The 23,402-nt window shown below is 75.1% G+C and carries 13 protein-coding genes; all 13 read left to right on the plus strand.

Annotated elements, in window-relative coordinates; all coding sequences use genetic code 11:
* Positions 1-9 precede the first annotated feature (9 nt).
* A complete protein-coding gene (locus tag ABGB11_RS27205) occupies positions 10-7,674 on the plus strand; it encodes an aminotransferase class I/II-fold pyridoxal phosphate-dependent enzyme (RefSeq protein ID WP_347637106.1) in 7,665 nt (2,554 codons plus the stop codon).
* Between the two features lies 1 nt (position 7,675).
* Positions 7,676-8,539 (plus strand): thioesterase domain-containing protein, encoded by an 864-nt coding sequence (locus ABGB11_RS27210; RefSeq protein ID WP_347637108.1) that lies wholly within the window; start codon positions 7,676-7,678, stop codon positions 8,537-8,539.
* A 1-nt stretch (position 8,540) separates the two neighbouring features.
* On the plus strand, positions 8,541-9,596 hold the full coding sequence (locus ABGB11_RS27215) for a class I SAM-dependent methyltransferase (RefSeq protein WP_347637110.1): 1,056 nt from the start codon (positions 8,541-8,543) through the stop codon (positions 9,594-9,596).
* On the plus strand, positions 9,593-12,337 hold the full coding sequence (locus ABGB11_RS27220; RefSeq protein WP_347637112.1) for a PEP/pyruvate-binding domain-containing protein: 2,745 nt from the start codon (positions 9,593-9,595) through the stop codon (positions 12,335-12,337). Before ABGB11_RS27215 ends, ABGB11_RS27220 begins: the two co-directional genes overlap by 4 nt.
* On the plus strand, positions 12,334-13,479 hold the full coding sequence (locus ABGB11_RS27225) for an aromatic ring-hydroxylating dioxygenase subunit alpha (RefSeq protein WP_347637114.1): 1,146 nt from the start codon (positions 12,334-12,336) through the stop codon (positions 13,477-13,479). Before ABGB11_RS27220 ends, ABGB11_RS27225 begins: the two co-directional genes overlap by 4 nt.
* An 8-nt stretch (positions 13,480-13,487) precedes the next feature.
* Positions 13,488-16,202, plus strand: a complete 2,715-nt coding sequence (locus tag ABGB11_RS27230; RefSeq protein WP_347637116.1) for a polyketide synthase — start codon at positions 13,488-13,490, stop codon at positions 16,200-16,202.
* On the plus strand, positions 16,199-17,365 hold the full coding sequence (gene redW, locus ABGB11_RS27235; RefSeq protein ID WP_347637118.1) for an L-prolyl-[peptidyl-carrier protein] dehydrogenase: 1,167 nt from the start codon (positions 16,199-16,201) through the stop codon (positions 17,363-17,365). The genes ABGB11_RS27230 and redW overlap by 4 nt, the downstream gene beginning before the upstream one ends.
* A gap of 12 nt (positions 17,366-17,377) precedes the next feature.
* Positions 17,378-17,689 (plus strand): hypothetical protein, encoded by a 312-nt coding sequence (locus ABGB11_RS27240; protein WP_347637120.1) that lies wholly within the window; start codon positions 17,378-17,380, stop codon positions 17,687-17,689.
* Positions 17,690-17,934: 245 nt separating this feature from the next.
* Complete coding sequence (locus ABGB11_RS27245) at positions 17,935-18,804, plus strand: AfsR/SARP family transcriptional regulator (RefSeq protein ID WP_347637123.1); 870 nt, start codon at positions 17,935-17,937, stop codon at positions 18,802-18,804.
* A gap of 170 nt (positions 18,805-18,974) precedes the next feature.
* The gene (locus tag ABGB11_RS27250) at positions 18,975-19,994 is read left to right on the plus strand and encodes a beta-ketoacyl-ACP synthase III (protein WP_347637125.1); all 1,020 of its coding nucleotides are present in this window, start codon (positions 18,975-18,977) and stop codon (positions 19,992-19,994) included.
* Positions 19,987-21,204: a beta-ketoacyl-[acyl-carrier-protein] synthase family protein gene (locus ABGB11_RS27255; protein ID WP_347637127.1), complete on the plus strand. Its 1,218-nt coding sequence runs from the start codon at positions 19,987-19,989 to the stop codon at positions 21,202-21,204. Before ABGB11_RS27250 ends, ABGB11_RS27255 begins: the two co-directional genes overlap by 8 nt.
* Before the next feature lie 166 nt (positions 21,205-21,370).
* Positions 21,371-22,261, plus strand: coding sequence for a DUF6206 family protein (locus ABGB11_RS27260; RefSeq protein WP_347637129.1), 891 nt, complete (start codon positions 21,371-21,373; stop codon positions 22,259-22,261).
* Complete coding sequence (locus ABGB11_RS27265) at positions 22,258-23,397, plus strand: hypothetical protein (RefSeq protein ID WP_347637131.1); 1,140 nt, start codon at positions 22,258-22,260, stop codon at positions 23,395-23,397. Before ABGB11_RS27260 ends, ABGB11_RS27265 begins: the two co-directional genes overlap by 4 nt.
* The last annotated feature ends 5 nt before the right edge of the window (positions 23,398-23,402 follow it).

Consider the following 23,402-nt stretch of genomic DNA (forward strand, 5'->3'; position numbering starts at 1 on the left):
GGTGGAACGATGACGCGCACGCACCTGATCGACGGCCACTGGAACGGCCCCGAACCGGAGACGGTCGCGGGGATCCTGCGGCACCACGTCCGGCGGACGCCGGACCGGCTCGCGTACCGGTTCCTGACCGGGACGGGCGGGGAGAGCGAGTCCTGGACCTACCGGGACCTGGACCTGCGCGCCCGCGCCGTCGCCGGACGGCTCCAGCGGGAAGGGCTGCGGAACCGGCCCGTCCTGCTCCTCCTGCCCCCCGGTCTGGAGTACGTCGCCGGGTTCCTCGGCTGCCTGTACGCGGGCGCGATCGCGGTCCCCGCCTACCCGCCGGACACCGGGCGGACGGGCCAGACCCTGGCGCGGCTCGCCGCCATCGCGCGGAACGCGCGGGCGGAATGGGCGCTCGTGGACGAGGAGCAGAAGCGCTCCCTGGAGACCGGGGACGGGAGCCGCGGCGAGCTCGGCACGGCCGGGATCCGCTGGCTGGCGAGCACCGACTGCGGCCCGGACGACGCGGCCGCCTACGCCGATCCAGGCGTGAGCCCGGGGTCGCTGGCGTTCCTGCAGTACACCTCCGGGTCCACCGCGACGCCGAAGGGCGTCATGGTCAGCAACGAGAACCTGGTCGCCAACCTCCGCGCGATCCACCTGATGATGGAGCACGACCGCGACTCCGTCCTGGTGTCCTGGCTCCCGCCGTACCACGACATGGGCCTGATCGGCGGCCTCCTGACGCCGCTGTACGGGGGCGTCCCGGCGCACCTCATGGCGCCGAGGACGTTCATCCAGCGTCCGCTGCTGTGGCTGGAGACGATCTCCGAGACCCGCGCCACGACCGCGATCTCCCCGAACTTCGGCTTCGACTACTGCCTGCAGAGGATCTCCGCCGAGCAGGCGGCCGGGCTCGACCTGCGCTCCTGGCGGCTCGCGCTCAACGGCGCCGAGCCGGTGCGCGCCGGCACGCTGGACCGGTTCGCCGAACGGTTCGGGCCCTGCGGCTTCGACCGGCGGGCGCTGCTGCCCTGCTACGGGCTGGCGGAGGCGACCCTGCTGGTCAGCGGGGCCGCCGCCGGGCGGGAACCGCGGGTCGGGACGCTCGATGCCGAGGCGCTGGAGAACGGCCGCGCCGAACCCGCGGTGGAGGGCCGCCGCTCCGTCCGCAGCGTCGGCTGCGGTCCCGCCGCCGACCGCGTCGGCGTCGCGATCGTCGACCCGGAGACCCGGCGGCGCCTCCCCGCGGGGCGGGTCGGCGAGATCTGGGTGAGCGGGCCCGGCGTCGCCCGCGGGTACTGGCGCGACTCGGCCGCGACGCGCGAGACGTTCCAGGCCCGGATCGACGGCGGGGACGGCACCGCGCACCTGCGCACCGGCGACCTCGGCTTCGAGCGGGACGGCGAGCTGCACGTCGTCGGGCGGCTGAAGGACGTCGTGATCGTCCAGGGCCGCAACCACCACCCGCAGGACGTCGAGCTGACAGTGGAGCGCGAGGACGGCGCGGTCCGCGCGGGCTGCGGCGCCGCGTTCGGCGTCGACGTGGACGGCGCCGAGGAGATGATCGTCGTCGTCGAGGTGGACGGGCACCGCGCCGGCGACACCGGCGAGCTGCTCGCCCGGCTCCGCGCCGCCGTGGCCCGCGACCACGACGTCTCCCCGCACGCGATCGTCCTGGTGAAGCGGGCGTCCGTGGGCAAGACGACCAGCGGCAAGATCCAGCGGCAGGGCACCCGGCGGGCGTTCCTGTCCCTCGCCCTGCCGGTCGTCGCGGCGAGCGTGGTCCGCGAGTCCGGCTCCGGCGCGGGCACGGCCGCGGCGCCGGACCGGACGGAGATCCTCGGCCTCATCGCGTCCGCGACCGGCCGGACGGACGTCGAGGGGTGCTCGCTCGCCGACCTCGGCCTGGACTACACCGGCCTGCTGGATCTCGCGGACCGGCTGGAACGCGACCTCGGCCGGCGCGTGCCCATGGGCGAACTGCTCGCGGATCCCACCGTGCCCGCGCTGCTGAGACTCCTCGGCGCGGACGAGGACCACGCGCCCGCCGGGCGTCCGGTGCCCGGGTCGTCCGGCCGCAGCGCGGCCGACATCGAGGCGTGGCTGGTGGAGAAGGTCGCCGCCCGGCTCGGGCTGCCCGCGCGGACGATCGGCACGACCGTCCCGTTCGCGGCGCTCGGTCTCGCGTCCAGGGCGGCGGTCGCCATCGTCGAGGAGCTCGGAGCCTGGCTCGGCCGCGACCTCGCGCCGAGCACCGTCTTCGAGCGCCCCACCATCCGCGACGTGGCGGACCTCTTCGGCACCGGACCCGATCCCGAGGCCGGCGCGCGTCCCGTCCCGCGGAGTGGCCGGCCGGGATCCGCGGAACCGGTTGCGGTCGTCGGGATCGGCTGCCGCTTTCCGGGCGCGCCCGGACCCGACGAGTACTGGCGGCTGCTCCTCGACGGCCGGGACGCCGTCGCCGGAGTCCCCGCCGGCCGCTGGGACGCCGCCGGGGTCGACGCGCCGGCCAGGGGCGGGTTCCTCGACCAGATCGACCGGTTCGACGCCCGCTTCTTCGGGATCTCCGCGCGCGAGGCCGAGCGCATGGACCCCCAGCAGCGCCTCCTCCTGGAGGTCGCCTGGGAGGCCTTCGAGGACGCGGGCATCGCCCCGGACGGCGTGGCGGGCGGCGACACCGGCGTGTTCGTCGGCATCAGCAGCCACGACTACGGCGACCTCCAGCTGACCGACCCCGCGTCCGTCGACGTGTACGCGGCGACCGGCACCGCGCACTCCATCGCGGCGAACCGGCTGTCGTACCACTTCGACCTGCGCGGGCCGAGCCTGGCGATCGACACCGCCTGCTCGTCCTCGCTCGTCGCGGTGCACGCCGCCTGCCGGAGCCTGCGCGCCGGCGAGTGCGGCATGGCGCTCGCGGGCGGCGTCAACCTGCTGATCAACCCGGCGCTGTCCGTCGCGTTCGCGCGCGGCGGGATGCTGTCGCCGGACGGGGCGTGCCGCACCTTCGACGACGCCGCCGGCGGGTACGTGCGCGGCGAGGGCGCCGGGCTGGTGTGCCTGAAGCCGCTGTCCCGGGCCCTGGCCGACGGCGACCGGATCTACGCGACGATCACCGGTGCCGCGGTCGGGCACGGGGGCCGCGCCAACGGCCTCACCGCGCCGAAGGGATCGGCGCAGCGCGCGGTGATCGAGCGGGCGCTCGCCGAGGCGGGCACCGACGGCCGCGGGATCGACTACGTCGAGGCGCACGGCACCGGCACCGCCCTCGGCGACCCGGTCGAATGGGAGGCGCTCGCCGCCGTGTACGGCGCGGGCCGTGCCGCGGAGGCGCCGTGCCCGGTCGGCTCCGTCAAGGCCAACATCGGGCACCTGGAGGCGGCGGCCGGCATCGCCGGGCTGATCAAGTCCGCGCTGGCCGTCTGGCACGGGGAACTGCCCCCGCAATTGCACTTCACCACGCCGAACCGCCACCTGACCTGGGAGGGCTCCGGCCTCACCGTGCTGACCGAGCCGGCCGGGCGGACCCGCGTCCCGCCGTCCCAGGTCGCCGTCAGCTCGTTCGGGTTCGGCGGCGCCAACGCGCATGTGATCGTCGGACGCGCGGACGAGGCGCGTCTTTCCGAGCGGCCGGGGCCCGAACGGCCGGTCCAGGCCCTCTGCCTGTCGGCGCACACGCCGACCGCGCTCGCGACCCTCGCCCGGCGGTACCGGGCGCACATCGCGGCCCGGCCGGACGTGGAGCTCGCCGACCTGTGCCACGCGGCGAACACCGGCCGTGCTGCGCTCGGGCACCGCGCCGTCATCACCGCGCGGTCGATGACCGAGCTGGACGAGGCCCTCACGGCGCTGGCGTCCGGCGAGGCGTCCGCGGGCGTGCTGCGGGGCGAGCCCACCGGGCGCGGTCCGCGCGCGGCGTTCCTCTTCAGCGGCCAGGGCACGCAGTACCCGGGCATGGGACGCGGGCTCTACGAGTCCAGCCCGGTGTTCGCGGAGGTCGTCGACCGGGCCGACGAGGTGCTGCGCCCGCTGATCGGCGGTTCGCTCCGCGATCTCGTCTTCACCGAGGACGACCCGGCCCGGCTGAAGGCCACCCGGTACTGCCAGCCGGCCCTGGTCGCCGTCGAGGTCGCGCTCGCGCGGCTGTGGGAGTCGGCCGGCGTCCGGCCCGCGGCCGTGCTCGGTCACAGCGTCGGCGCGTTCGCGGCGGCGTGCGTCGCGGGCGCGCTGACCCTGGAGGACGCGCTCACCCTCGCCGCGACCCGCGGCCGCCTCATGGACGAGCTGCCCGGCTCCGGCGCGATGATCGCCTGCGCCGGGGACGCGGCGGCGATCGAGTCGGCCGCCGCCGCGAACCCGGCGGTCGCGGTCGCCGCCGTCAACGCGCCCGGCCACCTCGTCCTGTCCGGCCCGGAGGAGGAGATCGGGCGGCTCGCCGACGACCTCCAGGCGAAGGGCGTCGCCGTCCGGCGCCTCGCCGTCTCGCACGCCTTCCACTCGCCGCTGATGGACGGCGCCGCCGGGCCGCTGCGGGAGGCAGCCCGCGCGGTCGCGGCCCGCGAGCCGGACATCCCGTGGATCTCCGACCGCACCGGCGAGGCCATGGGCCGTCCCGACGCCGGCTACTGGGCCGGCCACCTGCTCGGCACGGTCCGCTTCGCCGACGGTGCCGGCGCCCTGCGGCGTCTCGGCTGCGACGCGTTCGTGGAGGCGGGGCCGCACCCCACCCTCCTCGGCCTGGTGCGCACCGGGCTCGCGGACGACGCCGGAACCGTGCTGTCGCTGCCGTCCCTGCGCCGCGGAGGAGACGACTGGCAGACGTTCCTGCGGTCGGCGGGCCGCTGGTACTGCGCGGGCGGCGGCGTCCGGTGGGCCGGCCTCGACGCCGGGCGCCCGCGGCGCCGGGTCCCGGTGCCCCACGCGGTGTTCGAACGCAGCCCCTACTGGCTCGGAACGCCTCGGGGCGAGCAGCGAAGGGAGAGCGAAGTGAACGGCAACGGATACGGGCACGCCGGCCGGACGGAGGGGGCGGCGGCGCGCGGCGCCGAGGCCGGCAGGGTACTCGCCTGCGTCGCCCGGGTCTCCGGCTTCCCCGCCGACCAGATCCCGCCCCACGCCCACGTCGGCAGCGAGCTGGGGCTCGACTCGCTCATGAAGGGCGAGCTGGAACGCCACCTCGCCCCGATGTACCCCGGCCGGGTCGCGGAACTCCGCCACACCCTGCCCGAGGACTTCACCGTCGCCCAGCTCCTCGACGCCCTCGGGGTCTCCGATGCGGCGCCGGTGGCTCCCGCCTACGAGCCCGCCGTCCAGGCACCGCCCGCCGCCCCCGCACCGGCACCCGCCCCGCCCCCTGCTCCGGCACCTGCTCCAGCACCGGAGGAGCCACGGCCGGTCGTGGTCCAGCGGCGGTTCGAGGAGTGGGAAGAGTACGCCGAGATGCTGGAGCGGCTCCGGCTGATCGAGTCGAGCGGCCCGAACGCCTACGAGCGCGTCCACGACGGGTTCAACTCCGGCCTGATCCAGATGCACGGCCGCCGGATGGTCAACTTCTCGGCGTTCAACTACCTCGCGCTGTCGTCCCACCCCCGGCTGCGCGCGGCGGCGAAGGCCGCCATCGACCGCTACGGGACGTCCAGCTCGGCGACCCCGCTGCTGTGCGGGGAGACGCCGCTGCACCACGAGCTGGAAGCGGAGATCGCCGGGTTCCTCGGCACCGAGGCCGCGATCGTGTTCGCCGGCGGGCACGCCACCAACGTCGCGACCGTCGGGCACCTCTTCGGACCCGAGGATCTCGTCCTGCACGACGAGTGGATCCACGACAGCACCGTCCGCGGCACCATCCTGTCGGGCGCGCGCCGCCGGCCGTTCCCGCACAACGACTGGCAGGCCCTCGACCGCGTCCTCGGCGCGATGCGCGGCCGGTACCGGCGCGCCGTCGTCGTCATCGAGGGCGCCTACAGCCAGGACGGCGACCTCCCCGACCTGCCCCGCTTCATCGAGGTCAAGAAGCGCCACGACGCGATGCTGATGATCGACGAGGCGCACTCGCTCGGCGTCCTCGGCCGGACGGGACGCGGCATCGGCGAGCACTTCGGGGTGGACCCGGGCGACGTCGACCTCTGGATGGGGACGCTCAGCAAGGCCGTCGGCAGCCTCGGCGGCTACATCGCGGCGCGCCGCCCGCTCATCCAGTTCATGAAGTACACGACGCCGCTCTACATCTTCAGCACCGGGATCTCCCCGGCCAACGCCGCCGCCGCGCTGGAGGCGTTCCGCGTCATCCGGGACGAGCCCGAGCGGGTCGCGCGGCTGCGCGAGCTGGCGGAGCACTTCCGGAGCGCGGCCCGCGCCCGCGGCCTCGACACCGGCGTCTCGCGCGAGACGGCCGTCATCCCCATCATCGTCGGCGACTGGGGCCGGGCCATGGAGATCTCCAGCACGCTGCTCGACCGCGGCGTGAACGTGATGCCGATCGGCTACCCGGCCGTGCCGCGCGACAAGTGCCGGCTCAGGTTCTTCGTCAACGCCGACCATCGCGAAGCCGACCTCGACCGCTCCCTCGACCTTCTGGTGGACGCCATGGATCCGACCTCGCAATCCGAGAAGACGCCGTACGAGCCGTCGCACACGCCGCGCCACCGCACGTCGCCGCGCGTGGAGGACAGGGCCGGGACGGGAAGCGCCGACGTGCTCGTCACCGGCGCGTCCGGGTTCATCGGCGGCCACCTGACCCGGCGGCTGACCGAGATCGGGCACCGCGTCCGCGTCCTGGTCCGGGAGGGGAGCGACCGCTCCGCGTTCGCGGACCTGCCCGTCGAGGTCGAGGTGGGGTCGCTGACCGACCTCGACGCGCTGCTGCGCGCCACCTCCGGCGTCCGGCACGTCTACAACTGCGCGGGCAAGTCCGCCGACTGGGGGCCGTGGGAGGAGTTCGAGCAGGCCAACGTCACCGGCTGCCGCAACCTGGTCGACGCCGCGCACCACGCGGGCACCGTCGAGCGGTTCGTGCACCTCAGCACCACCGACGTGTACGGGTACCCGGTCCGGCCGTGCGACGAGCGCACCGAGCCGAAGGACATCGGCCTGCCCTACAACCGCAGCAAGGTCCTCGGCGAGAAGGCGGTGACGCGGGCCGCGGAGAAGGCGGGCCTGCCGCTCACGGTCATCCGGCCGGTCTCGGTGTACGGGCCGCGCAGCAAGGACTTCGTCATCGAGATCGCGAACCTGCTGAAGAGCCGGCAGATGGTCTACGTCCGCAAGGGCACGGCCCCGGCCGGGCTCCTCTACGTCGGCAACGCCGTGGACGGCATGATCGCCGCCTGCGGGTCGGACGCCGCCGCCGGGAAGGCCTACAACCTGCGCGACCCGGAGACGGTCACCTGGCGGGAGTACATCGAGGCGCTCGCCGCCGGGCTGGGCGTCCGGCCGCCCTCGGTGAGCCTGCCCCGCCCGCTGGCCGCCGGCGTCGCGGGCGCGGCGGAGAAGGTGTACGGGACGCTGCGCCTGAAGTCCCGCCCCGTGCTCACCCGGCACGCCGTGCACCTGCTGGAACGCGACCAGTCCTTCCCGATCGACCGGGCCCGCGAGGACTTCGGCTTCAAGGGCGAGGTCGCCTTCGAGGAGGGCATGGCCCGGACGATCGAATGGCTGGAGTCCCCCGAAGGCCGCGAGCACCTCGGTGGCTGACATGGCGACCGGCACAGCGACCGGCACAGCGACCGGCACAGCGATGGGCACGCCGGCCGCCCGCAGGGCGGGCGCGCCGTGGTTCCCGGGCGTGGCGCCCGACCCCGCCGCGGACGTCCGCCTCGTCTGCTTCCCGCACGCGGGCGGGACGCCCTCGGTCTACCGGGACTGGCACGAGCACGTGGGCGGCCGCGTCCAGGTCGTCCCCGTGCTGCTGCCCGGACGGAGCTTCCGGCTCGGGGAGCCGCCGCGCCGCGAGATGGCGCCGATGGCCGCCGACATCGCGGCGGCCCTCATCGGCCAGGGCCTCGCGGACGCGTTCGCGCTGTTCGGCCACAGCATGGGCGCGCTGCTCGCCTACGAGGTGGCGTGCGAGCTGCGGGACCGCGGCGCCGGGGAACCGGTCCACCTGTTCGTGTCCGGCAGCCGGGCGCCGCACTTCTACGGCGCCCGGATCGGCGCGGAGCTCACCGACGACGCCCTGCTCGCCATGGTCCGCGACCTCGGCGGGCTCGCCGGCGCGGGCGTCGACCCCCGGGGCGGCGGCGCCGCGTTCGCCCGCCGGATGCCGGTGCTGCGCGCCGACCTCACCGCGTGCGAGCGCTACCGGTGGGCGCCGCGCCGCCCGCTGGCCTGCCCGATCACGGCGTTCTCGGCGGCCGGCGACCCGATCGCGCCGCCCGGCCAGGTGGACGAGTGGCGCGAGTACACCTACGGCTCGACGCTGCGCCGGCACCTGCCGGGCGGCCACTTCTACCTGACCGGGCCGGACCGGCCGGCGCTGCTGCACGAGCTCCGCCGTGAGCTCGGCCGGCACGCCCGCCGCCGGCCGCCGGTCTCCACCACCGAACCCGGAGGACTGTGACATGAAAGTCGCGACCCTGGCCAAGCTGGCCGGCGGCCGTCAGGTTCCGCTGCTGCTGTCGCTGAGCCGGAGGCTCGTCACCCCCGCGTACCGGGCGTCGTTCCTGGCGGCGGCCTCCGGCAACGGGGTGCTGCGGCGGCTCGCCGTCCGGCCCTGCGATCTGGACACGCTCGCCGCGGCCCTCGGCGTCCGCGAGGACCGGCACGTCCTGCGGGCCTGGCTGGAGATCGGGGTCCGGCTCGGCGAGCTGAAGTTCGACGACGGCTGCTACCAGCTGCGCGGCCGGGCCGCCAAGGCGCTCGGCAAGGCGCGCAACGACAGCGTCGCCGCCGCGCTGGAGGAGGTCGCGCGGTTCCACCTGCCCGTCCTGCTGGACGCCCCGGCCATGGCCCGCGGCGGGCGGCGGCTGACCCTCCGGGACCAGGACGGCGAGGTCATCGCCCGCTCGACCCGCGTCGTCCAGCCGTTCGTGGAGGAGGCCGTCGGCCTCGCCGTGCCGCGGACCCGCCCGTGCCGGCTGCTGGAGATCGGCTGCGGCAGCGGCGTCTACGTCCGGCACGCCGCCTCGCTGAACCCGCGGCTGACCGCGCTGGCGATCGACCTGCAGGACGACGTGGCCGCCGCCGCCACCGTGAACATGGCCGGGTGGGGCCTCGCCGACCGGGTGGACGTCCGCCGCGCCGACGTCCGCGACCTCGACACGGAGCCGGTGTTCGACCTGGTCACCATGCACAACAACATCTACTACTTCCCCGAGGGCGAGCGGGTGAAGGTGCTGGAGAAGGTGCGCTCCCTGCTGGCCCCGGGCGGCCGGCTGCTGCTCACCACCCCGTGCCGGGGCGGCGGCGTCGGCATGGAGGTCCTCGACCTGTGGTTCGAGTGCGCCGACTTCGGCGGCCCGCTGCCGCACGCCGCCGACCTCGCCGCGCAGCTGGAGAGCGCGGGCTTCACCGGCGTCCGCGAACGCCGCCTCATCCCCGGCGAGCAGTTCCGCGCGTTCACCGGCACCAACCGCGACCCGAACCACCGCACCGACGCCGAGGAGCTGATCGCATGACGACCCCGACCTCCGCCAAGCGCGCGGCGAAGACGACCGGGGGAGGCGGGCGCGCCAAGCCCGCGAAGCCCGCCGCCGCCCCGGGCGACGAGATCGTCGTGCTCGGCGCGGGCGAGGTCCCCGACCCCGCGCTGCTCGGCGGCAAGGCGGCCCGACTGGACGGGATGCTCCGCGCGGGCCTGCCCGTGCCGCCCGCGTTCTGCCTGACGACCGCGCTGTTCGACCGGTTCGTCCGGGAGACGGGCCTGGACGCCGGCATCGCCGGCACCGAGCCCGCCAAGCTGCGGGAACGGGTCCTCGCGGCGGACGTCCCCGACGGCATCGCGGCGGCCGTCCTGGAGGCGTACGGGGAGCTCGGCAGGCCGCGCGTCGCGGTCCGCTCGTCGGCGTCCGCCGAGGACTCCGCGTCCCACTCCTTCGCGGGCCAGCACGACACCGTCCTCGACACCGCCGGGGACAGCGCGCTCCTCGACGCCGTCAAGGTCTGCTGGGCGTCGCTGTGGACCGACCGCGCCGCCGCCTACCGGGACGCGTCCGACGCCGGGTCGATCGCCGTGGTCGTCCAGCAGATGGTGCACGCCGACACCGGCGGCGTCCTGTTCACCCGCGACCCCGTCAGCGGGCGCACCGACCGGTTCGTCGTCGAGGCCTGCTGGGGCCTCGGCGAGGGGCTCGTCGCGGGCAAGGTCACCTCCGACTTCTTCCTCGTCGACCCGGACGGCCCGCGGGTCGTCGACCGGAAGATCCGGTACAAGGTCACCAAGTGCGCGCCGGTCGAGCCCGGCACGGTCGGGCTCGTCAAGGTGGACGCCGCCGCGCGCAACACGCCCTGCCTGAAGCCCGGCGAGCTGGCCGAGCTGGCGGGGCTGGCGGTCCGCGTCCGCGACCACTACGGCGCCGAACAGGACATCGAGTGGGCCGTGCGGGACGGCGTGCCGTACCTGCTCCAGGCCCGCCCGATCACGACGACGCCCGTTCCCGACCGGCGGACGAGCCCGTACCTGCACCCGCAGCCCGAGGCCGTCCAGAAGGGGACGCTCTGGTCGCGCATGGACATCGGCGAGATCTTCACCGGGATCATGTCGCCGCTCGGCCAGTCGTTCGCGCAGTACTACCAGCACAACGTGCACCGCGGCTGCGCCGTGTCGACCGGTGTCCGCGACCCCGGCGACATGTCCGTGCACATGGGCTACCTGCAAGGGCACGTCTACCTCAACATCTCCTACACGGCCTACATGCTGGGCCAGTGCCTCCCCACCCGGGACCAGAGCCGCTTCACGAGCCGCTTCGTCAGCGAGGAGGTGGACCTCGACACCTACTCCAACCCGTTCGGCACCTGGCCGGGCGGCGGCGAGGAACTGCTCTCCGCCGCGTTCTGGCTGAAGAGCTCCATCTCCGAGCTGCGGAACATGAAGAAGCGCGCCCGGCGGATGGTCCGCTCGCGGTTCTACGAGTTCGACCGCGCCCAGGGCATCGACCTGGCCAGGCTCGACCGCCCCGAGCTGAACGCCGAGCTGAAGCGGCGGCTGGCCTACTTCCACGACATGCACGTCGGCTACATGCCGTACTACATGAACGCGTTCGGCTTCTACGGCGTGCTCGAAGCGCTCAGCGGGGCGTGGCTCGGCCAGGCCGGCGCCGGCCTGCGCAACCGCGTCAAGAGCGACATGTCGAGCCTGCGGACGGTCGAGTCGGCCCGCGAGATCTGGGCTCTGGCGCAGGTCGCCCGGCGCGACCCCCGCGTGATGGAGATCATCCGCGCCGGGGCCGCGGCCGACGTGCCCGCCCTGCTCCGCGCGGACGAGGCGGGCCGCGCCTTCTGGGACCGCCACATGGTCCCGTTCCTGCGCGAGAACGGCACCCGCGGCCGGCAGGAGATGGAGCTCACCCACCCGCGCTGGATCGACGACCCGTCCTACGTCTTCCAGATGATCCGGCGGTACGCCGACGAGGGCTTCTCCATCGACGACGTCCTCGACCGGGACCCCGACCCCGCGGAGGACGCGGCGGCGGAGGCGCTCGCCCGGCTGCCGCTGCCGAAGCGGCGCGCGATCGAGAAGGTCACCGAGCTGTACGAGACGTGCAGCCGGCTCCGCGAGACCACCCGGATGTCCATGATCACCTCGATCTGGCTGGTGCGGTGCGTCGTCTACGAGGTCGGCCGCCGGCTCGTCGCCGCGGGGGTCCTGCGGTCGCTGGACGAGGTCGCCGACCTGGACTTCGCCGACGTCCAGGAGTACCTGGCCGGCGGCGGGGACGCCCGGGAGGTGTTCTCCCGCGCGAAGCTGGAGGAGGCCCGGCGCACGTTCCAGGCGTACGCCCGGCTGCCCGAGCCGCCGCTCAGCCTCGTCGGCGAGTGGGACGTCACGAAGGCGGTCCGGCCCGCGCCGGACGGGGTCCGGCTGGAGGGGCTCGGCGCGAGCCCCGGCCGCGTCGTCGGGCGGGCCCGCATCATCGAGGACCTGGTCTGGCAGGCCGACGAGTTCCAGGTCGGCGAGGTCCTGGTGACCCGGTTCACCGACGCCTCGTGGACGCCGCTGTTCGCCATCGCGGGCGCGGTCGTCACCGACATCGGGTCGATGCTCTCGCACAGCTCGATCGTGTCCCGCGAGTTCCGCGTCCCGTCGGTGGTCAACACCAAGCACGCCACGCAAACGATCAAGACGGGCGACCTGGTCACGGTGGACGGCGACCGGGGCGTGGTCGAGGTCGTCGAGACCGACGAAAGGAAGAACGGATGATTCCCAACCAGTGGTACGCCATCCTCCGGTCCGAGGACGTCGGCACCAGGCGGCCGACCGGCGCGCGGCGCCTGGGCCGGGAACTCGTCCTGTGGCGCGACACCGCCGGGCGGCTCATCTGCCAGTCGGCGCGCTGCCCCCACAAGGGCGCGAACATGGCGGACGGCCGGCTGCGCGGCGACACCCTCGGCTGCCCCTACCACGACTTCCGGTTCGCCGCCGACGGGCGGTGCACCCTCGCGCCGTGCCTTGGCACGGGCGGCCGGATCCCGAGGTCGATGCGGCTCGACACCTACCACGTCCGCGAGGTCAACGGCCTCATCTGGCTCTGGTACGGCGACGACCGCGAGGTGCTGCCCGAGGTGCAGGTCCCGCCCGAGGTCGGGGAGCGAGACGACGTCCACGCGACGAGCGCCTGGCAGCAGCCCGTCCACTACACCCGCTACATCGAGAGCCTGCTGGACTTCTACCACGTGCCCGTCGTGCACCGGGACCACTGGTTCAACGTCCTCGACTACGTCGGCTGGAGCGGCACCGCGAAGAAGCTCGGCCTCGACGGGCGCCGCCGCTACCTCGCGATGACGATGGTCCAGGACAGCCGCCTGGAGGTCGACGGGACGACCCTGCGGCACACGTTCCGGCTGGCCGGCGAGGGCGACCCGACCAACGTCGCGCCGATGTCGGTGACGTTCACCTTCCCGGGCATGGTGCACATCCACACCGAGCCGTTCGACGTCACCATCTGGATGACGCCGGTCGACGACGAGAACACCCAGGTGCTGTTCCGCTGGTACGAGGACACGCATCTGGCGCCGGTGCTCCGGGCCCGCAGCCTGCGGCGCGTCCTCCCGAAGCTCGCCCTGTTCGCGCAGAAGCGCGTCCAGGAAGTGCAGGACATGAACATCGTCACCCGCATCGAGCCGAAGGTCACCGGGCGCGGCGTCAACCGGTTCGTCGCCGTGGACGAGCTGAACGCCAAGTACGTCGTGATGCGCGACCAGCTCCGTAAGGAGGCCGGGCTGCCGGGCACCGGCGCCGCCGAGCTGAACGGGGGGTCCGCGGACGACGCGGGCGACCGGGAGGCGGACCCCGGACCGGCCGCGCTCGACGGGGCGTCCGCGGAGGACGCCGCGACGGTGTGACGGCCGCCGTGCGCGAACCCATCGCCATCATCGGCATCGCGTGCCTCTACCCGGAGGCGCGCGGTGCCGGCGACTTCTGGCGGCGGCTGTGCGAGGACCCGTCCGGCGCGCCGCCGGCCACGGCGAGCCTGGACGACGTGGACGTCGACGTGGCGCGCTTCGGCATCCCGCCGGTGCAGCGCACGTCGATGACCCGCATGCAGGTCCTCATGCTGGAGGCGGCCCGGCAGTGCCTCACCGACGCCGGGTACACCGGGCGCCCGCTCGGCACGGACCGGACGGACGTCATCGCCGGGACCTGCCTCGGCCTCGACCGCCAGTACGCCAACGCCCTGCGGGTCGAGTCCGCGCGGTACGCCCGCGACCTCGAACGCGAGGTGCCGGCCCTGTTCGGCGGGCACGCCCGCCCGGTCGCGGCGCGGGCGGCGCGGGAGCTGCGCGCGCGGGTGGCCGAGCGGCTCGGCGCGTCCCCGCACGACCGGGTGGGGGAGATGGCGAGCACCATCCCCGCCCGGATCGCGGGCGCGTTCCGGCTGCGGGGCCGCACGCTCGCCGTGGAGTCGGCGGACGCGACCTCGTTCGCGGCGCTCGCGCACGCGGTCAACGGGCTGCGCGGCGACCTGTGCGACGCGGTGCTCGTGCTCGCCGGCCAGCGGCGGGAGAGCCCGCTCGCCGCCGAGCTGCTCGCCGCCAAGGGCCTGCCCGCCGGGCTCGGCGAGGGGGTCGGGGCGCTGCTGCTCAAGCGGCGGTCCTCGGCCGTCCGCGACGGGGACCGGATCTACGCCTCGATCCTCGAATGCGCGATGGAGCACGACGCCCGGCCCGGGGTGCTGCGCTACTCGGCGTCCGCCGAACGCCGGTACCGCGTCGCCCGTGCCTGCCATGACGCGGCCGGCGTGCCGCCCCGGTCCGTCCGGTACGTCGAGCGCGCGGGCGGCGGCCCGCCCGCAGCGGCGCAGGCCTGGCTCGACGCGCTCGGCCGCCTGTTCGGGGAGGCGCCGTCCGGGGCGGTGACCCTCGGCGCCCCGGGGGAGCGGCTGGGCGACACGTTCGCCAACGCCGGGCTCGCCGCGGTGGCGAAGGCCGCGCTCGCCCTCTACCACCGCAGGCTGCCCGCGTCCGGTCCGGCGTCCGGCGCGCCCTTCCGGTCCGCGCGCACCGCCGGGAGCTGGCCGGACGAGCCGGGCTCGGAGCCCCGCCGCGCGGCGGTCTGCGGAGCCTCGCTGACGGGCACGCTCTCCCACCTCCTCCTGGAGGAGCACGACTCGCGCAGGCCGGAGGCCCGGCTGGCACCGCGGGCGGGCGGGGCCGTCGTCACGAGCCGGCCCGAGCCGATCGCCGTCGTCGGGTTCGGCGGACGCTTCGCCGGCGCCCCCGACGCCGCCGCGTTCTGGGACGCCGTCCACTCGGCCGAGGACCGCATCGGCCCGCTCCCGGACGACGTCCTCGACCGCGAGCTGTACTTCCAGCAGGAGGGCGTCAGCCTCACCCACAGCTACACCGACCTGGGCGCCCCGGTCCCCGTTCCCGACGCGCCGCCGGACGGGCTGCCCATCACGCCGCACCGGTACGAGGCGATGGACGCCGTCCAGCGCGTCGCCCTCGCGGTCGCGCACGAGACCCTCACCGGCTACGGGAGGGCCGGCACGCTCGCCGGACGGCCCGGCATCGTCGCGATCGGCGGCAACCTCAGCCTCACCCGGGAACGGCGGCTCAACGCCGGCCGCGCCGTCGGGGAGCTGGAGGCGGCCGTCGCTGAGATCGACGCGCTCGGCACGCTGCCCGACCGCGCACGCGGGCTGCTGCTCGACCGCGTCCGGCGCCGCCACGGGGCGCCCGGCGGGCAGCCGTCGGCCGTGGACCTGGACGGCTGCCTCGCGAGCGGCGTCGCCGCGCTCATCGCGGCCGAGCACCGGCTGCCGGCCGTGCCGGTCGCGGTCGAGGCGGCCTGCGCGTCGTCGCTGGCCGCGCTGGACATCGCGCTCGGCGCGCTGCGGTCCGGGCAGGCCGACTACGCGCTCGCGGGCGGGGCCGAGCTGGCGTGCAACCCGCGCGACCTCGTGCTCTGCTCGGCCCTCGGACTGCTGTCGCACACCCGGATCACCCCGTTCGACGCCGCCGCCGACGGGTTCAGCCCCGGCGACGGGTGCGCGCTGTTCCTGCTGAAGCGGCTGCCGGACGCCGTCCGCGACGGGGACCGCGTCCACGGGCTGCTGCGCGGCATGGGCGGCTCGAACGACGCCCGGTCGCTGATCGCGCCGGACGCCGACGGGCAGGTCCGCGCCATGCGGCAGGCGTTCGACCAGGTCGACTTCGACCCGGCCGCGGTCGACTACCTGGAGGCGCACGGGACGGGCACCCGGGTCGGCGACCGGGTGGAGATCTCCGCGACGGCCGAGGTGTACGCCAAGCCCGGCCGCCCCAACCCGCTGGTGATCGGGTCGGCGAAGTCGTTCTTCGGGCACACGTTCGCCGCGGCCGGCGCCGCCGGGCTGCTGAAGGCGCTGCTGAGCATCCGCGCCCGCACGTTCCCGCCGAACGCCGGCCTGCGGACGCCCGCCCCCGGGCTTCCGCTCGACGACATCCCGGCCCGGCTGCCCGTGGCGCCCGAGCCGTGGCCCGCCGGGCCCGGACGGCCGCGCCGCGCGGGCGTCAGCTCGTTCGGCACCGGCGGGATCAACTACCACCTGCTCATCGAGGAGTACCAGGACGGAGCCGGATGAACCCTCGACTCACCCCGGAGACCGCGGCGATGCGCGAGATGGTGCTCGCCTTCGCCGGCCGCGACCTGCCGCCCGCCGGGGACGGCCCGTTCGACGCCGCGGAGTTCCGGCGGCGCTGGGGCCTCGCCGGGAAGCAGGGCCTGACCGGCGCCACCGTGCCGGCCGAGTACGGCGGGAGCGGGCTGGACGCCGAGTCCGCGGCCGTCCTGATGGAGGCCTTCGGTGAGGGCTGCGCCGACACCGGCCTCGCGTTCTCGGTGGCCGCGCACCTGTTCGCGTGCCTGATGCCGATCGTCGAGTTCGGGACGGACGAGCAGAAGCGCCACTGGCTGCCCGCCCTGTGCTCCGGCGAGCGGATCGCCGCGCACGGCATCACCGAGCCCGGAGCCGGGTCGGACACTTTGAACCTGCGGACCCGCGCCGAGCGCGACGGCGACCGCTACGTCCTCAACGGGAGCAAGTGCTTCACCACCAACTCGCCCGCCGCCGACGTCTTCGTCGTCCAGGCGGCCACCCGACCCGGCGGCGGCTTCTTCGGCCTGACCGCGTTCCTCGTCGAGGCCGGGACGCCCGGCCTGCGCGTCGGCCGCCCCTACGACAAGACCGGGCTGCGCGGGTCGCCGACCGCCGACGTGTACTTCGAGGACTGCGCGGTCCCGGCCGCCAACGTCCTCGGCGCGGAGGGCACCGGGGCCGCCGTGTTCACCGGGTCCATGAAGTGGGAGCGCACCTGCCTGTTCGCGGTCTACCTGGGCGCAATGCGCCGCGCCCTGGACGACACGATCGCGTTCGCCGCCGAGCGCGAGCAGTTCGGCTCGCCGATCGGCGAGTTCCAGGCGGTGAGCCACCGCATCGTGGACATGGTGCTGGCCCTGGAATCGGCCCGGCTGCTGCTCTTCGACGCCGCGCGCCGGCTGTCGGCCGGAGAGGACTGCGACGTCGCCTCCGGGCTGGCCAAGCTCGCGGTGAGCGAGGCGGCGGTCAGGGTCGGCCTGGACGCCGTCCAGCTCCGGGGCGCCGCCGGCGTGCTCGACGGCGGGCCCGGGGCGCTGCTCCGCGACGCGCTGCCGGCGCGCATCTTCTCCGGCACCAACGAGATCCAGAAGAACAACATCGCCCGCGCCCTGGGCATCGGCCGCCGCCGGCCCGCCCCCCGGCGCTGAGAGGACCGCACCATGGAGATCATCGTGCACACCATCGCGCTGCACCCGGACGCCGATCCCGCGGAGTTCGAGGCGTGGGTGCGGGACGTCGACTACGCGACGTGCCCCGACCTTCCGAGCGTGCAGGCCTTCGACGTCGTCCGCGCGCCCGGCGGGCGGCCCGGCCGCTACTTCGAGATCATCCGGGTCGGCAGCGCCGCCGAGTTCGAGAAGGACATGCGGACGCCCGCCTTCCGGCGGCTCGAAACCGCGTTCTCGACGATGGCCGCCGTGACCGAGGAGATGTCCGGGACGCGGCTGGAGCCCGGATACGCCAGGGACTGATCCGCGCGTTGAGACGGCGTCCCGTCGTGCTCAACGAAAGGATGAGATCGGCGTCGTCCCCCGTGCGCACGTTGAGAAGAGAATGGCCAACGGATGGATGGCGGGAGCGGTGGCTAGTCTGTAAGACTTGCCGCTGAACAGTTGTTCGGCCTTTTGCCGGGGAGTTTCCTCTTAATGAACGACGGATGAACACCCCGCGGGCCGTCATGCCAAAGAACGTTCTCCGCTCGACGTCAAGGGTGATGATGACTGTTGACATTCTGGGGCAGCGCGCAGGCCGACCGGCCGCCGCCGCCCACGGGGACGGTGCGGGCATCGACCTGCTCGGCACCGTCTCCATCGTCGTCCAGCGATCCCGTACGGAACTGCGGGCCGGCAAGGTGCGCGCCATGGTCGCGACCCTCGCGCTGGAGGCCGGCCGGACCGTATCCCACGACGAACTGTCCGAAGAACTGTGGCCGGGAGAAATTCTTCGCAACCCGCGTAATGCATTGCAGGCGCATGCCACCAGGATCAGGAGAATCCTGGACTGCTGCGCGGAACGCGCCCGCGCCGAGCTCCCGCTGCGCGCCGTCTCCAACGGTTACGTGCTCGATATCCCCCGCGAATTCGTGGACGGGAACCGCTTCCTCGACCACACCGCGCGGGCGGTGGCGCTGCTCACCGACGACCCCTCCCGCGCCCGCGACCTGCTGCAGGCCGGGCTCGCTCTCTGGAACGGTCCGGCCCTGCTGCACACCCGCACCGGACGCCGCTGCCAGGGCGCCGCGGCGCTGCTGGAGGAGCGGCGGCTCGGAGCCTCGGAGGACCTCGTCAGCGCGCGGCTGCTCCTCGGCGAGGAGCGGCAGGCCATCGCGGAGCTCCAGCGCCTCGTCGCCTCCCACCCCACCAGGGAGCGGCTCTGCGAGCTGCTGATGCTCGCCCTCTACCGGGCGGGCCGGCAGTCCGAGGCGCTGCACCTGTTCCACCGGACGCGGGTGCGGCTCGACGAGGAACTGGGCGTCCAGCCCGGCCGGTCCCTCCAGCGGCTGTACGGGCACATCCTCGCGCAGCACGCGATCTTGGAGTCGCCGGACGCGGTGCTGCGGGTCCGCCGCGAGTCGGCGGCGGGCTGAGAGGGCACGGGGCCCGGCTCCCGGACGCTCGTCCGGGCGGCCGGGCCCTCGCCTGTCGCGGGCCGGCCGGACGGGGCGGGCGCGTCAGCGGCTCGTCAGCGGCACGGTCAGCGTCCGGCTGCAAGGTGGACACCGTCCAGGTGACCCGGCGTTCCGGCAGGAGGTGCCCCATGGGGACCGCGGTCGTGGCAGGGATCGGCGGCCGGCTTCCGCCGCGGGCGGTGGAGAACGCCGAGCTCGCGGAGCGGCTCGGCAGCTCCGACGAGTGGATCCGCACCCGCACCGGGATCGGCCGCCGCTACGTCGCGTCCCCCGGGACGGCCCTCTCCGACCTGGCGGTCGAGGCCGGCGCCCGCGCCCTGAAGTCCGCGGGCGGCGGCCCGGCCGACGCGGTCGTCCTCGCGACCACCACCCCGGACCGCCCGTGCCCCGGCACGGCGCCCGACGTCGCGACGCGCCTCGGGCTGTGGTCCGCCGCCGCGTTCGACGTGGCCGCGGTCTGCAGCGGGTTCGTCTACGCGCTCGCCGCCGGGACCGGGCTGATCGGCGCGGGCATCGCCGGGCGGGTGCTGGTGATCGGTGCCGACGTGTTCTCCAGCATTCTCGACCCGAGCGACCGGGCCACCTCTGTCATCTTCGGCGACGGTGCGGGCGCGGTGGTGCTGCGCCCCGGGGAGCCGGACGAGCCCGGCGCGCTCGGCCCGTTCGACCTCGGCAGCGACGGCGGCGGCGCCGACCTCATCACGGTCCGGGCCGGCGGGTCGCGGCAGCGGCTGTCCGGCACCGAGCCCGATCCGCGCGACCACTACTTCGCGATGGCCGGCAAGTCGGTGTTCTGGCGCGCCGTCCAGCAGATGGCCCAGTCGTCGCAGGCGGCGCTGGACCGGGCCGGCTGGCGCCCCGACGACCTCGACCACCTGGTCTGCCACCAGGCGAACCAGCGGATCACCGACCATCTCGCCGACGAGCTCGGCCTGCCGCGCGAGCGGGCGCTGAGCAACATCGCCGACGTCGGCAACACCGCCGCCGCCTCCATCCCGCTCGCGCTCGACCAGGGCCACGCCGACGGCAGGCTGCGGGAAGGGGACCGGATCCTGCTGACCGCGTTCGGCGGCGGCCTCGCCTGGGGCTCGGTCACCCTGCGCTGGCCGCGGCTCGACGGCACCGCCGGAGGGGAACGCCATGAGTGAGATCGCCGTCACCGGCATCGGCCTGGTCACCCCGGCCGGCATCGGCACGGCCCCGACCTGGGACGGCGTCTGCGCGGGACGGTCCACGGCCGCCACCGACCCCCGGCTCGCGGACCTGCCCGTCGACATCGCCTGCGCCGTCCCGGGGTTCTCGCCCGCCGAGCACGTCGGCCGGCGCAGCTCCCTGATGCACGACCGGCACGTCCAGCTCGCGATCCCGGCCGCGCGCGAGGCGGTCGCCGACGCCGGCCTCGACCCGGCGACGTGGGACGGCGCGCGGGTCGGCGTCGTCATGGGCAACGGGTCCGGCGGATACACCTCGGCGTCCCGGGAGCACGAGCGGCTGCTCGGACGCGGCGCGTCGGCGGTGTCCGCGCTGGTCATCCCGCTGATCGTGCCCAACATGGTGGCCGGCCACCTCGCCATGGAGTTCGGCGCCACCGGCCCGAACCTGGTGACCGCCACCGCGTGCGCGTCCGGCGCCACCGCCATCGGCGTCGCGATGCGGCTGCTGCAGCGCGGCGACTGCGACGCGGTCATCGCGGGCGGCACCGAGGCGCCGGTGACGCCGCTGCTGGTCGCCGGGTTCGCGCGGATGGGCGCGCTCTCCCGGCGGACCGCAGACCCGGCGGCGGCCTCCCGGCCCTTCGACGCCGGGCGCGACGGCTTCGTCATCGGCGAGGGCAGCGGCGTCCTCGTCCTGGAGCGCGCCGCCGACGCGCGCGCCCGGGGCGCGCGGATCCGCGCCCGGCTCGCCGGGTACGGGGCCTCCGCCGACGCCCACCACATGACCGCCCCCGACCCGGAGGGCACCCAGGTCCGGCGTGCCGTGCGGGACGCGCTGGCGGAGGCCGGCGCGGAGCCCGGGGACGTCGGCCACGTCAACGCGCACGGCACCTCGACGCCGCTCAACGACGCGGCGGAGGCCGCCGTCGTCCGCGACCTGTTCGGCGACGCGCCCGCCGTGACCTCGGCCAAGGGGGCCGTCGGGCACACGCTCGGCGCGGCCGGGGCGATCGAGGCCGCGCTCACCGTCCTCGCGATCGAGCACGCGACGGTACCGCCCACGGCCAACCACGACGATCCCGACCCGAAGATCGACATCGATGTGGTGGCCGGCGCGCCGCGCCCCCGCGCCATCGAGGCCGCGGTCAGCCACTCGTTCGGGTTCGGCGGGCAGAACGCCGTCCTCGTCTTCACCGGCGCCTGACCGGGCGCCGGTCCGTGCCCACGCAGGGAACACACACAGGGAGAGAACAGATGAAGCTTCGCCGTGTCTTCGGGATCGCCGCCATCCTCGCCGCGGTCGCGCTGGTGGTCCGGCTGCGCTCCGCGCGGGCCGCCGACGACGGTCTCGACGGGGAGTTCTGAGGCCCATGGCGTTCACCGTCCCGCACGAGGAGCTGCTGCGGCTGGAGCGCGAGGTGCAGCGGGCGCTCGTCACCACCGACGCCACCGAACTCGACGTGCTCGGCTACGGCGAGGTCACCCTCGTCCTCCGGCTGAAGACCGGCGCGGGGTCGTTCGCCTGCAAGCGGCTCCCCGTCTTCCCGTCCCGGCAGCGGTTCGACCGGTACCGCAGGCTGCTGGACACCTACCTGACCCGGCTCGGTGAGCGGGGCCTGAAGGTGGCCGACACCAGGCTGTGGCACCAGGCCCGGCCCTCCGGGCAGATCGTCGCCTACTGCGTCCAGGAGGAGCTGCCGTCCGAGCGCCTGTGCTCGACGCTGCTGCACACCGAGAACGAGGAGTGGGCGCGCGGCTTCTTCAAGCGGTTCCTCGACACCGTCGACCGCGCCGTCGCGCCCGACCTCGGCCTCGACGCGCAGGCGTCCAACTGGACCGACGTCGGCGGGGAGCTGGTGTACCTCGACATCACCACCCCGCTGATGCGGGACGGCCGCGGCCGGGAGCGGCTCGACGTGAAGCTGTTCTTCACCTCGCTGCCGTGGGCGCTGCGCGACGCCGTCCGGATCTCGATGACGAAGTCGATCTTCGACAAGTTCTACTCGACCCGGGGCTCGGTGCTGGACTTCCTCGGCAACCTGCACAAGGAGCGGCTCGGGCACCTCGTCCCGGTGTTCCTGGAGCAGGCGGCCGAGCGCCTGAACGGGCCCATCACCGCGGAGGAGGTCGCCGCCTACTACAAGGAGGACGCGCGGATGTGGGAGCTGATCCAGCGGCTGCGGAAGGCCGACCGGTTCTGGCACAACCGGATCCGGCACCGGACGTACCCGTTCCTGCTCCCGCCCGACGTCGACCGTTGACCGGGACGCTCGCCGCCGCGTTCGCGGACGCCCTGCCCGCGGCGCTGGACATCGCCGCGCTGAGCCCGTCGTCGCACAACTGCCAGCCCTGGGGCCTCGCGCGGATGGCGAGCCCGCCGGCCCGCGCGGCGGTCTCGGCCGCGCTCGGCGCCGCGCCGGAGGCCGGCGGGGAGTTCCTCGTCCTGGCCGCCGACCGCGAGCGCCGGCTCGGCGCGCTGCCCGCGCACGCCCTGGAGATGGAGCTGAGCTGCGGCCTGTACTGGCGCTTCCTGGAGCGCGCCCTGGCGGCGCAGGGATGGACGCGGGTGCGGTCGCGGATCTTCCCCCGGGAGGCGTCCCCGTCCGGGCTCGGGCTGCCCGGCACGTGGGAGCCGCTGTGCGCCGCCGAGTTCCGCCGGGACGGGGAGCCGGACGGCGCGCTCGCCGCCCTCGCCCGCCTCGCCCGGCGCCGCCACACCAACCGGGCGCCGTTCCGTCCCGACGCGGTCGACCCGGAGGTGCTCGCCTCGCTCGCCCGCCACCGGGGGAACGGGGACGCGCTGCCGGTCGCCGTCCGGCATCTGCGGTCCTGGCCGGAACGGCTCCGGTTCGCCGGGTTCGTCGCCGGCCACGGCGGGCGCGACTTCGCGCACGGCGGCGCCTGGCGGGAGACGCACTCGTTCATCCGCTGGAGCGCCGGCGACGCGTCCGCCCGCGGCGACGGGTTCACCCTGGAGCACCTGTTCGGGCCGCTTCCCGCGCACGACCGCTGGGCCAGGCGGCTCGCGCTGGCGCCGCCCGTCATGGCCGCCCTGAGCCGGATCGGCTATCCGCGCTTCCTCGCCGGGCGGCTGGCGGCCGTCGTGCGCCGCTCACCGGTCATCGTCATGATGGGCCTGCCGGTGGCGGACCCCGGCCCGCCCGACGTGCTGGCCGCCGCGGGGGCGCTCGCGGACTACTGGCTGGACGCCACCGGCGCCGGCCTCGTCCTGCACCCGATCAGCATCGTGATCCAGCACGACGACCTCCGCCTCGCCCTCCAGCGGCGGTTCTGCCTGCCCGGCCGGGTGTTCTTCGTGGCGCGGCTCGGGCACCCCGCCGCCGCCTTTCCGGCGTCCCCCCGGCGCCCCGCCGCGGCCGCCTGCCGCACGCTCTGACCCTG

Source organism: Actinomadura sp. B10D3, from assembly GCF_039871695.1.
GTDB lineage: Bacteria > Actinomycetota > Actinomycetes > Streptosporangiales > Streptosporangiaceae > Spirillospora > Spirillospora madurae.

Bases quoted from the DNA above. Each gene is read 5' to 3' on its own strand.
- ABGB11_RS27205 (WP_347637106.1), top strand. From the start codon at position 10: ATGACGCGCACGCACCTGATCGACGGCCACTGGAACGGCCCCGAACCG.
- ABGB11_RS27210 (WP_347637108.1), top strand. From the start codon at position 7,676: ATGGCGACCGGCACAGCGACCGGCACAGCGACCGGCACAGCGATGGGC.
- ABGB11_RS27215 (WP_347637110.1), top strand. From the start codon at position 8,541: ATGAAAGTCGCGACCCTGGCCAAGCTGGCCGGCGGCCGTCAGGTTCCG.
- ABGB11_RS27220 (WP_347637112.1), top strand. From the start codon at position 9,593: ATGACGACCCCGACCTCCGCCAAGCGCGCGGCGAAGACGACCGGGGGA.
- ABGB11_RS27225 (WP_347637114.1), top strand. From the start codon at position 12,334: ATGATTCCCAACCAGTGGTACGCCATCCTCCGGTCCGAGGACGTCGGC.
- redW (WP_347637118.1), top strand. From the start codon at position 16,199: ATGAACCCTCGACTCACCCCGGAGACCGCGGCGATGCGCGAGATGGTG.
- ABGB11_RS27240 (WP_347637120.1), top strand. From the start codon at position 17,378: ATGGAGATCATCGTGCACACCATCGCGCTGCACCCGGACGCCGATCCC.
- ABGB11_RS27245 (WP_347637123.1), top strand. From the start codon at position 17,935: ATGACTGTTGACATTCTGGGGCAGCGCGCAGGCCGACCGGCCGCCGCC.
- ABGB11_RS27250 (WP_347637125.1), top strand. From the start codon at position 18,975: ATGGGGACCGCGGTCGTGGCAGGGATCGGCGGCCGGCTTCCGCCGCGG.
- ABGB11_RS27255 (WP_347637127.1), top strand. From the start codon at position 19,987: ATGAGTGAGATCGCCGTCACCGGCATCGGCCTGGTCACCCCGGCCGGC.
- ABGB11_RS27260 (WP_347637129.1), top strand. From the start codon at position 21,371: ATGGCGTTCACCGTCCCGCACGAGGAGCTGCTGCGGCTGGAGCGCGAG.